This is a genomic window from Burkholderia sp. 9120, from assembly GCF_000745015.1.
GTDB lineage: Bacteria > Pseudomonadota > Gammaproteobacteria > Burkholderiales > Burkholderiaceae > Paraburkholderia.
On the sequence record NZ_JQNA01000002.1, the window covers coordinates 6513910 to 6526341 of the forward strand.

At 61.7% G+C, this 12432-nt stretch carries 10 protein-coding genes; 9 read left to right on the forward strand and 1 reads right to left on the reverse strand.

The window, feature by feature from the left end; all coding sequences use genetic code 11:
* Positions 1-10 precede the first annotated feature (10 nt).
* The 7 genes from poxB (at position 11) to FA94_RS36875 (ending at position 8996) form a co-directional block, all read left to right on the forward strand.
* Complete coding sequence (gene poxB, locus FA94_RS36850; protein ID WP_035561501.1) at positions 11-1732, forward strand: ubiquinone-dependent pyruvate dehydrogenase; 1722 nt, start codon at positions 11-13, stop codon at positions 1730-1732.
* A 76-nt stretch (positions 1733-1808) separates the two neighbouring features.
* Positions 1809-2126 (forward strand): YtcA family lipoprotein, encoded by a 318-nt coding sequence (locus FA94_RS38435; protein ID WP_081936319.1) that lies wholly within the window; start codon positions 1809-1811, stop codon positions 2124-2126.
* Between the two features lie 25 nt (positions 2127-2151).
* Positions 2152-3243: a multidrug transporter subunit MdtN gene (gene mdtN, locus FA94_RS36855; RefSeq protein ID WP_035561504.1), complete on the forward strand. Its 1092-nt coding sequence runs from the start codon at positions 2152-2154 to the stop codon at positions 3241-3243.
* A 5-nt stretch (positions 3244-3248) separates the two neighbouring features.
* A complete protein-coding gene (locus FA94_RS36860; RefSeq protein WP_063771851.1) occupies positions 3249-5405 on the forward strand; it encodes an FUSC family protein in 2157 nt (718 codons plus the stop codon).
* Positions 5406-5409: 4 nt separating this feature from the next.
* Complete coding sequence (locus FA94_RS36865) at positions 5410-6954, forward strand: MdtP family multidrug efflux transporter outer membrane subunit (RefSeq protein WP_353611447.1); 1545 nt, start codon at positions 5410-5412, stop codon at positions 6952-6954.
* The gene (locus FA94_RS36870; RefSeq protein ID WP_035561507.1) at positions 6955-8427 is read left to right on the forward strand and encodes a mechanosensitive ion channel domain-containing protein; all 1473 of its coding nucleotides are present in this window, start codon (positions 6955-6957) and stop codon (positions 8425-8427) included.
* A gap of 170 nt (positions 8428-8597) precedes the next feature.
* Positions 8598-8996, forward strand: a complete 399-nt coding sequence (locus FA94_RS36875) for a Ros/MucR family transcriptional regulator (RefSeq protein ID WP_035561510.1) — start codon at positions 8598-8600, stop codon at positions 8994-8996.
* A gap of 167 nt (positions 8997-9163) precedes the next feature.
* On the opposite strand, the gene FA94_RS39715 is transcribed toward FA94_RS36875, so the two are convergent.
* Complete coding sequence (locus FA94_RS39715) at positions 9164-9787, reverse strand: hypothetical protein (RefSeq protein WP_231585168.1); 624 nt, start codon at positions 9785-9787, stop codon at positions 9164-9166.
* Here FA94_RS39715 and FA94_RS36885 point away from each other — a divergent pair.
* On the forward strand, positions 9719-10792 hold the full coding sequence (locus FA94_RS36885) for a helix-turn-helix transcriptional regulator (RefSeq protein ID WP_231585165.1): 1074 nt from the start codon (positions 9719-9721) through the stop codon (positions 10790-10792). The genes FA94_RS39715 and FA94_RS36885 overlap by 69 nt on opposite strands.
* Before the next feature lie 250 nt (positions 10793-11042).
* Positions 11043-12431 carry a cytochrome ubiquinol oxidase subunit I gene (locus FA94_RS36890; protein WP_035561519.1) on the forward strand — a complete coding sequence of 463 codons (1389 nt, stop codon included), beginning with the start codon at positions 11043-11045 and terminating at the stop codon, positions 12429-12431.
* Position 12432 lies beyond the last annotated feature (1 nt).

A 12432-nucleotide genomic window follows, 5' to 3' on the forward strand; every position in this document is an offset into this window, starting at 1 on the left:
AGGAGGCGATATGACTACAGCGGCGGACTATCTCGTCGATACCCTTGCGCATGTCGGGGTAAAACGGATCTATGGTGTGGTCGGTGACTCGCTCAATGGGATATCCGACTCGTTGCGACGGACCGGCAAGATCGATTGGGTTCACATGCGCCATGAAGAGGGCGCTGCATTCGCAGCGGCCGCCGAAGCGCATCTGACGGGTGAGCTTGCCGTGTGCGCGGGTAGTTGCGGGCCGGGCAATCTGCATCTGATCAACGGTTTGTTCGACGCGCACCGTAGTGGCGTGCCGGTACTGGCGATCGCCGCGCACATTCCGAGCACAGAAATCGGCATCGACTACTTTCAGGCCACGCACCCGGAAAGCCTGTTTCGCGAATGCAGCCACTATGTCGAGCTAGTGTCGGATGTCGGCCAGTTGCCTCAAATCCTGACACGCGCCATGCGGGTCGCGGTCGGCAGAAGAGGCGTCGCCGTGGTGGTGATTCCGGGTGACGTGGCACTCTCGCCAACGATTGCACAAGTCGCTCCCTGGGTGGTTCCCACCAGTGCCCCGGTGTTGCGCCCGTCCGATGACGAACTCGCCTGTCTCGCCGACATGCTGCACGATGCGTCACGGGTGACCTTCATGTGCGGCGCGGGATGCGCGGGAGCGCGCGACGAAGTGATCGAGCTGGCGAGGCGCGTGAAAGCGCCGATTGTCCACTCGCTGCGCGGCAAGGAATATATCGAACACGACAATCCCTACGACGTCGGAATGACCGGCAATGTCGGGTTTGCTTCCGGCTTTGCCGCCATGAAGGCCTGTGACCTGCTGTTGCTGCTCGGAACTGACTTCCCCTATCGTCAGTTCTACCCGGAGAACGCGAAGATCGTACAGATCGACGTTCGTCCTGAAGCATTAGGTAACCGCTGTTCGCTGGATCTCGGTCTAGTCGGCACGGTGAAGGATACGCTGGCCGCACTGTTGCCGTCGGTCAACGACAAGCCGGATTCGGACCACCTCGACAGTGCACTCGCGCACTACAAAAAGGCGCGCAAAGATCTGGACGAGCTGGCCGAAAGTGGTCCGTCGAGCACCGCGATTCACCCGCAATACGTGACGCGACTCGTGAGCGAACTTGCCTCTGACGACGCCATCTTCACCTGCGACGTCGGCACGCCGATCGCGTGGACGGCGCGCTATCTAAAGCTGAACGGTAAGCGCCGATTGGTCGGTTCGTTCAATCACGGCTCGATGGCCAATGCCATGCTGCACGCGATCGGAGCGCAGTGCGCGTTTCCGGATCAGCAGGTGATTTCGATGTCAGGCGATGGCGGCTTCACCATGATGATGGGCGATTTCATCACGCTCGTGCAGGCCAAGCTCCCAGTGAAGCTGATCGTGCTGAATAACGGAACGCTGGGTTTCGTCGAAATTGAAATGCGGGCGTCCGGTTTTATCGACACCGGCTGCGATCTCGTCAATCCGAACTTTGCGAACATGGCCGAGGCGATGGGCGTCAAGGGCATCCGCGTCGAGAAGCCTCAGGAACTCGAAGGTGCGATTGCAACGGCGCTTGCGCACGACGGCCCGGTACTCGTCGACGTAGTCAGTGCCCGCCAGGAACTGATCATGCCGCCCAAGACTACCGTGGACGAAGCGTGGAAGTTCGGCATCTTCATGATGCAGGCGGTGCTGGACGGCCGGGGCAGTCAATTGATCGACATCGCGAAGGTCAATCTGACGCGCTGAATCGGACAGAACCATGCAGAGTCGAAACCGGGCGCGGCCTCCGGCGAAGAATGTGGCTCGTTTCTCGGGTCAAGCCATGTCCGAAACACGACAGCGCAGCGCGCCGACCCGGCTCAATTGGCTCAATTGGCTCAGGCGGATTCGCGGAGGCTTCGTTTTGTCGCTGTGCGTCCTGACGGCAGGGTGCAGTGGTTCGCCCACGATCGCGATACTCGGTGCCTATTTTCCTGACTGGCTGTTTTGCATCGCGGGCGCCGTGCTGGCCGTCGCCTGCGTGCATGTGCTGTTGTCGCGCAGTGGACGAGGTGCGCTACTCGAACCTCCTGCACTCGTCTACCCCGCGCTGACAGTGTTATTCGCAGTCGCGCTCTGGACTGCCGGGTTCAATTTATGATCGACATGCGAGCGACGGTGTGAACATGACAGCTTCGAACCGCGCGAATGCAGACCAGCGTCGTCCCCGACCCTGGTTGGCCATCCTTCTGATCCTGCTTGCCGTGCTCGCGGTGTGCGCAGTGATCTGGCGCGTTGACACGACACCGCGCACCGACGACGCGTACGCCTACGCGGACACCATCGGCGTAGTGCCGGAGGTGAGCGGCAAGATCGTCACGCTCGCTGTGCGAGACAATCAGCGAGTGAAGCGAGGCGATCTGCTGCTTCAGATCGACCCAAGGCCCTATCAATATGCTCTTCAACGGGCGCAAGCCGAACTCGCTCAACTGGACGCGCAGATTCCGCTCACTCAACGCAGTGTGAACGCACAAGTGTTTGGCGCGGCGGGCGCCAAGGCGGCAGTGATCCGTGCGCAAGCGGCGGCGAAGCAGACCGCCGACACCCTGGCCAGAACCAGGCCGCTGATCACGATGGGCTACGTTTCCGCAGATGAACTGGAGCGGGCTCGAACCGCACAACGTTCCGCACAGGCTGAACTCGATGCTGCCGAGCAGCAGGAGCGCGGAGCCCGGGCGGCCGTCAGCGGTGTCGACGCGCTCGTCGCGCAGCGCTCGGTCTTGCAGGCTCAGATCCAGACAGCCCGGCTCAACCTTGAATATGCAACCGTGCGTGCACCGTTCGATGGCCTTGTGGTTGAACTACGGACGTCGATCGGGCAATACGTATCGGCGCAAAAACCGGTGTTCACGCTGATCGACACGCGGCACTGGTATGTGATTGCAAATCTCCGCGAAAACGAACTGAGTCACATCCGCCCTGGCACGCCGGCCACCGTCTACCTGATGAGCGACACCGGGATCCGTTTCAACGGAGTGGTGGATTCGATCGGCTTCGGCGTCGATCCTCAGGATGGCGCCAGTACGGCCAATGGCTTGCCGTCCATCGAACGTAGCATCAACTGGGTGCACGTCGCGCAACGTTTTCCTGTGAAGATCCTGGTCGATCAGCCCAATCCACGGCTGTTCCGGATCGGCACCTCGGCTGTTGCGGTGTTGCGTCCGACCCGTGACGACGCACGGCAGGCGCAGGCCGCACGCGACGGAGCGCCGTCGTGAGCAATATGGAAAGCACCCGGTCGATGCTGGATTGGCCCGCGCCGCTGACCCGTTTCGCGGCTTTCCTGCGCACGGAACTCGCGCCTTATCCGGGGCGCGGCAATGTCACCCTGCGTTGCGTACTGGGCGGCGCGTTCGTCATCATCGTGTCGATGACTTTGCGGGTGCCCGAACTGCCGTTGTCGTTGCTGGTGATCTTTTACGTTACGCAGTCGAACATCGTACTGACACGTGTCATTGCGGCCAATCTGGTGATCGGCGTCACCTTTGCGGTGGCTTGCGTGGTCGCTTTATATGCGATCGCCTTTGGCTATCCGATGTTGCGCATCCTGATCGCGAGCGCGATTTTTTTCTGTGGCGTCTATCTGATGCGCGCGGTGACCCGGTTCGGGCTCGTCTTTTTTCTGGTCTCGCTGATCGTGATCTATGCGCAGAGTTTCGGCGACCTGACCGATAACACCGAAATGCTCGTGCGAAGCTGCCTGTGGGTGTGGGCGGCGGTCAACTATCCTGTCGTGACCGCGCTGATCCTCAACACACTGCTGTTGCCGGCGGAACCGGAGCGCCAATTGCGCGCCGCAATGCAACGGCTGCTGACCGTGACGCAAGCAAGGCTCGCGGCGCTGGCCGATGCACGCGGTCCGCTCGAATCAGTCAGTGCGCTGGCGCTGCAAGTCGATACGATGACGCTGCAGAAGCTGCTGCGCTTTACGACGATGCGCCGCCATTTGAGCGAAGCGGAGGCGTCTGCGATGCTGGCGAGCGTAGCGGCCGTGTCGCGCATCGTGGAGGCGGCAGCCTATCTGCCGGAGCGCATTCCTGTGTCCGGGGCGAACCGGACCGAAACCCTGCGCATCGTGCAGGGCGAACTCGCTTCAATGTCGCTGGCGATCGGCGACGATGCACAGTGGCCACGCTGGAACGCGCCGGCCCGAGCGCCGCAGCCCACTTCGATTGCGGGCGTCGACATGATGGAGCGCACCCTCAGCGCTTTGGCGGATGCAGCGCGTAGCGAGCCGAGCGACGCGCGATCGACACGAACGGGCGCGCCCGGCGATCTCGCCCAAAATGCGCCGACCCGTGCCGCGTTCTTCCAGCCGGACGCCCTGACCAATCCACGCTATGCACGCTTCGCGCTGCGCACGTTGCTATCGGTGATGATCTGTTACGTGTTCTATAACGCGGTGAAATGGCCGGGTATTCACACGATCATGTTGACGAGCCTCATCGTGGCGTTGCCGAGTCTCGGCGCATCCGCGCGTCAAGGCATCCTGCGCGCGTGTGGTGCGCTGACCGGCAGCGGGCTCGCGCTGTTCATGGTCGCATTCGTGATTCCCCATCTTGAGAGCATTACCGGGCTCCTGCTGATGGCACTCCCCGTGATTGCGCTTGGCGCGTGGCTATCGGCCGGCTCGGAGCGGATTGGCTATGCCGGCACGCAGATCATGTTCACTTTCTCGCTGGCCTTGCTCGTATCGTTTTCGCCGCCGTCCGACCTCACGGAGATTCGCGACCGGATCGTGGGCATTCTGCTGGGTGTCGGCGTGGCGATTTTCATTCAAACGTGGGTGTGGCCGGAAGGCGAAGGTGACGCGCTGCGCTCACAACTTGCCTCGGTGCTACGCGAGATCGCGGCGGTAGCACGGGCGAATGCAACGAAGCTCCTGCGCGGCGCTGCAGCTTCTCAGGCGCAGGCCGAACCGGCGCCGTCGACGCTATGGGGCAAACTCGCGGACTGTTCGGCCATGCTTGCGCGCGTCGCGCTCGAACCCGACTGGCGCGAAGGTGACATTCCAGACGTGACCATTCTGTCGCAAGCGGTGCTCGCACAAGGCCGCGCATTGCTGCTCGCGATCAACGCCTTCAATGCCGAGGCGACACTCGGCTCGGTGACGGAATCGATCGTGCCGCACGCTGCACAATTTCAAGCCAACGTCGCCGACGCATTGGACCATTACGCGGACGGTCTGGTCATGCAGATTCCCGACGCGATGCCGCCATTGCCGATCGACTTCAGTGCGTTGGGTCCGTTCGCGCCATCGCTAGACGCAAAGGCGCGCACGCTCGTCTGGCATACGCGAAGAATCGACGGCGCGCTAGCCGGGTTACCGCGCTGGACGGCCAATCCGCGTGAGATTGCGGAACAACCGGTGCTCGGGTGACGCCATGATCTGCGTCATTCGGGAATCGCGTTTTCGCTCCAGCGCCGTCATCGGCAAAGGGAAGCACTATTTCGCGCGATGGATCGTGCCGTCGATCATGCCGCTGCTGGCGTCGTGCGCGATCATCCACCACGATCGACCGCCGGCCGCGATGATCACGCCGCAGCAGGTGCGCATCGACGACGGCATTCGTCTGCCGAGCGAAGCGTGGCCCTCGGCGCATTGGTGGACCCAGTACGGCGATCCTCAACTCAACACGCTGATCGAGCTCTCGCTGGCTCACGCACCAACGCTCGCGATTGCCGAGGAGCATGTATCCCAGGCGCGGGCGCAGGTGGAACTGACTCGCGCAGCCACCGATCTGCAAATCTCCGCACATGCGGAGATCGATCAGCAGCACGTGTCGGATCATGGCTTCCTGAGCGCCTACGCCGATCACAATCCGCCGATTGGCGCATACGGCCCGTGGTACACCTCAGGATTAGTCGGTCTCGACGGGCACTACGATATCGACATTTGGGGCAAGCAGCGCGATCAGGTTCGCGCTGCGCTAGGCGAACAGAACGCGCAGCGCGAAGAGGCGGCGCAGGCCGAGCTTGAAGTCGCGGCAGGCGTCGCCGAGCTGTACTTCACGATTCAGACTGCTTATGCGAGCCTCGATCTTTTGCAGCAGCTTCGCGCGACCCGCGCGTTCGACTACGACGCTCACGCGGCGCGCAGCGGGCGCGGCCTCGAAGCGCTGACGCCGTCCAACGAGGCCCGCGCGCAACTGCTTGCGATCGACCAGCAGATCGAATCGACCAGAGAGCAGATCGTGCATGCACGAGAGGCGCTGCGTGCGCTGTCAGGCGCCGGCCCCGACAACCTGCCCGCAATCGTGCCGGTGCCATTGCCGACGCCGTCCGTGTCGTTGCCCGCCTCGCTCTCGTACGAATTGCTGGCACGTCGCCCGGACCTCCAGGCAATGCGGTGGTTGATCGAGGCGTCGCTTGACCGGATTGATGCGGCCAAGGCCGCTTTCTATCCCAGCTTCGACATCGCCGCATTTTTTGGTCTGGACGCGCTACGCCTGCGCGATCTGTTCACGCACTCGGCCCAGCAGATCAATATCATTCCTGGGCTCACATTGCCGATCTTCGACGGTGGCCGTCTGAACGCCAATCTGCACGGTGCGCGTACGGTGAGTAATACGCTGATCGAGCAATACAACCAGGCGGTGCTGAACGCGGTGCGCGACGTCGCGCAAAGCGGGAGCGCGATCGAAGACATCGACCATCGCATGCAGTTGCAGCGCGAGCGAATCGGCGCACTCAGTTTCGCCAGTGACAGCGCCAAGGCGAGTTATCAAACCGGCCTGTCGGATCAGGTGAGCGCGATGGACGCGAAGGCGCCCGTTATCGAAGCGCGCCTCGCTCTCGTCAAGCTCTCTGGCGACGAGTTGCAGACAGCAATCGGGTTGACCATGGCATTGGGAGGCGGTTATCGAAGCGGCGATCTCCCTGCGGATCGCGAGACCAAAGTAGGCGTTGCCGATCTGGAGAGCCCTTAGATGCCGGGCAGCTTCGAACAATTGATGATGCCGCTGGGCGCCGTCGCGCTCAACGGCGTGCTGCTGCTGTGGTGCGGGCGGCGCCGTCTCACCGCGCTGCGTGCGGCTTTGCGCTGTGCCGCGTTTCTGCTTCTCACCGTTGCGATCTTCCGCGCGCACATTACCCCGACCCAGACGCCCGATCTGAGCGCGGCGGCCGAATACCGGCTCGTGCGCGGCGCGGTGCAGATCGTCTGGTGGCTGCTGGCGGCATCGACTGCGAGCCTGCTGGCGCGTCTGTACTTCGCGTTCGACGACCGGACCCGCCAGGAACGCTTTACGCTAGATGTCGTCGAGACGCTGCTCTATCTGACGGCGGCGGTCGCGATAGTCGCAGACGTATTCGACATTCCCCTCAAAGGCGTGCTGGCGACTTCCGGTGCCGTCGCCATCGTGCTCGGTCTCGCGCTGCAGAGCACACTGGCCGATCTGTTTTCGGGCTTCGTCATCAACGCGACGGCACCTTACCGGGTGGGCGATCACATCTCGCTCGACGACAGCACGGAAGGCGTGGTGCTCGAAATCACCTGGCGCGCGACGCATGTTCTCAAGCGCAATCAGGACCTGATCGTCGTGCCCAATTCGACGATCGCGAAAACGCGCGTGACCAATACGAGTGTGCCGGGCGGCGTGCACGCGACCATCGTGAACTTTCAGGCGGTGCCGACTCTGCGGCCGTCGACGGTCATTACCGCGCTGCGGTTGGCCGTCGAGTCGTGTGTCGATATCGACGAGGCAAAGCCGGTGGATATCGTGACGAAGTCGGTAGGCTGGCAGGCGGTGGACTACGAGATTACTTTTTTCGTCTCCGGAGAAGGCGATTCCAACAAAACGAAGAATGTCTTCTTCGACGCGGCGCACCGCCATCTTGAGGCGCTTGCAACGCTCACCGACGCGCGTGACGCTCTCAAGGAGACCGGAGACCATCCACTCGCGCGGAAACTGATCGACGGTATCGACGTGTTCGGTTTGCTGTCGACGCTCGAGAAAACCCAGCTTGCCGGGGCCATGACGGTGCGTGAACTCGCCCCGGGCGATGTTCTGCTGCACACCGGCGAGGTGCCTGCGGCAATTAGCATCGTGGGTTACGGCGTGGTCAGCGCGTCGACGCAACGCGATGGCAAGATCGTCGAAGTGATGCGCTTCTCGCCGAGCGAGTACTTCGGCGAGAGCGGGCCGGTCGCGGGGGTCGCGGTCGACGCCGATCTTTTCGCGAGAACACACGTCATCGTGTTCGATCTGCCCGCCAGCGCCGTCGCGGGCCTGTTGCGCGTGCACCCGGGGATGTCGCAGGCGCTGGCCGCGAAACTCGCCGAGCGTGAACGGCGAGGGCAGGCGTTGATGCAGGTCAGCCACGACCAGCCCACGACACATCACGGTCTGTTGGCGTGGCTTGAGCGCACCATGCAAACGCTGCACGGCTTGCGGGTATAACGCAGCCCCCATGTGGGGGATTGTGTGCGTCGCGATCCGTATTCATAGTGAACTTCGGCCTGCCTGAGGAGACGTCACGATGTCGCGAAGAAACGTGTCTTGCCGTGTGTGGGTTATTCGTCGTTGGTCCGGCGGTCACGCATCCATCGTTTGACTGATTCCAATCACCTGTGCCACGCGAAGCCAACCTTATCGAGCTCACAGTAGAGATTGTGGCGAGTTACGTTGCCAGCAATTCGCTGCCAACGGGCGAACTGCCGGCGCTCATCTCCAGCACACACGCCGCACTCGTGGCGCTCTACGAGTCCGCAACCGAACGCATCAGGCAACGCGCCGCTGTGCCGATCGAAGAATCGGTACACGATGATTATCTGGTCTGTCTGGAAGACGGACGAAAGCTGAAATCGCTCAAGCGTTACCTGCAACGCCAGTTTGGCATGACCCCGGACGAATATCGTGCGAAGTGGTCGCTTCCCGCAGATTACCCGATGGTGGCCCCTGCTTACTCCGCGTTGCGCTCTTCGATTGCCAGGCGCAATCCGGTCAGGCCGGACAAACCGCGCGAGTGAGCGCACCGCCTTACATTCCCTCCAATAAATCTTTCATTTCCGTTTAGTCATAAGTTAGACGGTTAATGACGCGACCTTTACCAAAATAAAACCTCATCTTCACGCTCTTTAGCGGATCTGAGTTTAGTCTTGACTCAGATATTCGCCGACTGGTGTAGGCCATCCGGTTACCGACGGAGCGTGACATGAATGAAGCGCCGATCTGCAAATTCACTCCAGACAGGACCCAACGTGAGCGACGTGTCGTTCGGCCACGCCCGGGCATTTTTGCCAGCGAACATGCCTTGACGCTGCCTTTCAATGAAGTGCCGGGTGGCAGACCCGGTCATTTGCAGCGCGGCCTTGCCCGCGGCTGGCACCACCTCGCCAAATTCGATATCGACGCCGCGCTTCGTTCGGCGCAACGCGTCGACCTGCAAGCTGCGACCTTGCCAGGATCGGCCGCCGCCGCAGTCCGAGGCGAAACGGCCGCGTTGTGCGCGGCGGCTTTCGTCCTTCAGGACGACGTTGCGCACGCATTGTCCGCCGTGGAATTTGCCTTGCGTTCGGGCGTCACATCGCCGGTCGCGTTGACGGCGTGTCGTTGGGTCTACTGGCGGCTCGGCGATATCGAGAAGCTCTATGCCGTGAAGCGCCGGCAGCCCGGTTCCCAGCCCAGCGCGTTGCACGCGATAACCGGGATATTCGACCTGGCGATCGACGCGGCGATTGCGCTCAGTCAAATGCATTTCCGGGCCGCACGCGTTCTTGCGCAGGATGCACTCGATTTCGCACGCCGTCATATGGGTCATACGTTGATCGACGCGTTTCCTGCCTGTGTCGCCGCACAAGTGCTTTACGAAGCCGGTCGCATCGACGACGCAGAGGCGCTGCTCGCGCCACGCCTGCGGCATATCTCACAGGGCGCAGCGCCTGAAATCGCCGTGCGCAGTTATGGCCTGCTCGCCCGCATCGCCTTGCAACGGGGGCAGGTGGGCCGCGCGATCACGCTCCTCGAGGAAGCCGAAACGCTCGCGATCCGGCGTGGCTGGCCGCGGCTCCAGGCCGCAAGTCTTGCAGGGCAGATCGAAGCGCACCTGATACGACACTGCGCCGACGAGGCTGAAATTCGCGTTAGGCGGCTGGCGCGTTTGGACGAGCAACAAGAGGTATCTGACAGTAGCGTCAACTTCGAGATCCTGCGTTATCGTGTACTCGGCGAGGCGCGCCTTGCGCTGGTTCGTGCGCCGGACACGGTCGACACGGATGCGCTGCATCGGCTCTACGAGGTGAGCCGCGTACGACGGGATCGTTACGGCGCCGCGATGATCGGGCTATTGCTGGTGGAAGCAATACTCGCTACCAACCGGCGTGACGAAGCGATGCTGTTGCTCGTGACACTGATCGAATCGGCTGCGCAGTCCGGCCTGCATCAGACGCTAGTGGATTGCAGCGAACCGGTCTGCGGACTCATCGAAGTCATCGTTCGCGGGGAGAGTGAACTCGTTGAAGATCAACGCGAATTGCTGCCCTATCTGGGCGCGTTGATGATGCGCCGCCGCGTCGAGATCCAATCGCGAACGGTGCGCGCGGCGTCCGTCAGGCTCGGCAAACTGACGCCGCCGATGGGTCTGAGCGAGCGCGAACACACGATCGTCCGGCTGATGGGCTCGGGCCTCACGAATAAGCAGATCGCCGCGCATTTGCGCATCGCACCGGAAACCGTCAAGTCACACGCAAAGCATCTCTATGAAAAGCTGTCGGTCAAAAATAGAACCGAAGCAGTCACACTGGCAAGCCGCTACGGTCTTGTTTAGCGGTATGGGGCGCCGGTCATTGGAGGTGATCGGCCCGCTGGCCAATCTAGCGTAAGCATACGCCCACCCAAAGCACACCCACGTTCGCTCGCAGCACATCCCTCTGTCAGGTGAGCCCCCACCAGGGGGATAGGAACACGTTTGCGGCCGCAGCACACTGTAGCTAGTGCCGAGGTCCGAAGTTCCACCCGGCCGTCTGGATGCCGTGTGCCGGATTCGTCCGCAATCAGCCGGAGAGGGAGTGACGCTTATGGACATGTTCGATGCTTTCCACCTCGCAAGGCTGCAGTTCGCCTTCACGGTGTCGTTCCATATCGTGTTTCCGGCGATCAGTATCGGCATGGCCAGCTTTCTCGCCGTGCTCGAAGCGCTCTGGCTGTTCACAGGCGACCGCGCCTACCGTGAAATGTTTGCCTTCTGGTCGCGGATATTCGCCGTGGGTTTCGGCATGGGCGTCGTGTCAGGCGTGGTGATGGCTTACGAGTTCGGCACCAACTGGAGCGGATTTTCGAACGTGGCGGGTAATGTCACTGGGCCATTGCTGACTTATGAGGTGCTCACCGCGTTCTTTCTGGAAGCCGGCTTTCTCGGTGTGATGCTGTTCGGTTGGCAGCGTGTGAGTCCGCGAGCGCATTTCTTTGCGACCCTCATGGTCGCGCTCGGCACATTGATCTCGACGTTCTGGATTCTGGCATCGAACAGCTTCATGCAGACGCCGCAGGGATACGCCATCGAAAATGGCCGGATCGTGCCAGTCGACTGGCTCAAGATCATTTTCAATCCGTCCTTTCCTTACCGGCTCGCGCATATGACCATCGCGGCGTTCATCGTTGCGGGCTTCATCGTCGCCGCGTGTGGCGCGTGGCATCTGCTCCACGGCAGACGCGACACCCCCGTGGCCCGCAGCTTCTCGATGGCGCTCTGGATTCTGCTACTGCTCACGCCGATTCAGATTTTTGTCGGCGATGCGCACGGTCTCAACACACGCAAGTATCAACCGGCAAAGATCGCGGCGATAGAAGGGCTCTGGGAGACGGAAAAGGGCGGAACCGCGCTGAACCTGGTCGGCCTGCCGGACATGAACGCGGAAGTAACGCGTTACACCCTCCAGATACCGCATCTGGGCAGTCTGATTCTGACCCATAGCTGGACGGGCGAGATTCGCGGCCTGAAAGAATTTGCACCGGAAAACAGGCCATTTTCTCCAATCATCTTCTGGACCTTCCGCATCATGGCCGGGCTCGGTATGTTGATGCTTCTGACCGTGCTGCTTGGACTAATGCTCCGAATACGCGGCCGACTTTACGAAACCCGCTGGTATCAGTGGCTCGTGCTGTGCATGGGACCGTCTGGACTCGTTGCGTTGCTGGCCGGCTGGGTGACGACCGAAGTCGGCCGGCAGCCCTGGACCGTCTATGGCGTGTTGCGAACCGTCGACTCGCTCGCTCCGATCGACGCGCAGCAGGCAGGCGTCTCGCTGCTGATTTTGGTGATCGTCTATTTCACGGTGTTCGGCACCGGCATCTATTACATGCTGCGGATGATGAAACGCGGGCCGGAAGAATATATCGAGGGAGAAGGGCAGCGCAAACATCCGGTGCTGCACAATCGCGCGCTCGACGCGCTGGAAACGGAGTAAC

Coding starts and splice junctions, on each gene's coding strand:
- FA94_RS36870 (WP_035561507.1), top strand. CDS start 6,955: ATGCCGGGCAGCTTCGAACAATTGATGATGCCGCTGGGCGCCGTCGCG.
- FA94_RS36890 (WP_035561519.1), top strand. CDS start 11,043: ATGGACATGTTCGATGCTTTCCACCTCGCAAGGCTGCAGTTCGCCTTC.
- poxB (WP_035561501.1), top strand. CDS start 11: ATGACTACAGCGGCGGACTATCTCGTCGATACCCTTGCGCATGTCGGG.
- mdtN (WP_035561504.1), top strand. CDS start 2,152: ATGACAGCTTCGAACCGCGCGAATGCAGACCAGCGTCGTCCCCGACCC.
- FA94_RS36865 (WP_353611447.1), top strand. CDS start 5,410: ATGATCTGCGTCATTCGGGAATCGCGTTTTCGCTCCAGCGCCGTCATC.
- FA94_RS36860 (WP_063771851.1), top strand. CDS start 3,249: ATGGAAAGCACCCGGTCGATGCTGGATTGGCCCGCGCCGCTGACCCGT.
- FA94_RS36885 (WP_231585165.1), top strand. CDS start 9,719: ATGCATTTCCGGGCCGCACGCGTTCTTGCGCAGGATGCACTCGATTTC.
- FA94_RS39715 (WP_231585168.1), bottom strand. CDS start 9,787: ATGACCCATATGACGGCGTGCGAAATCGAGTGCATCCTGCGCAAGAAC.
- FA94_RS38435 (WP_081936319.1), top strand. CDS start 1,809: ATGTCCGAAACACGACAGCGCAGCGCGCCGACCCGGCTCAATTGGCTC.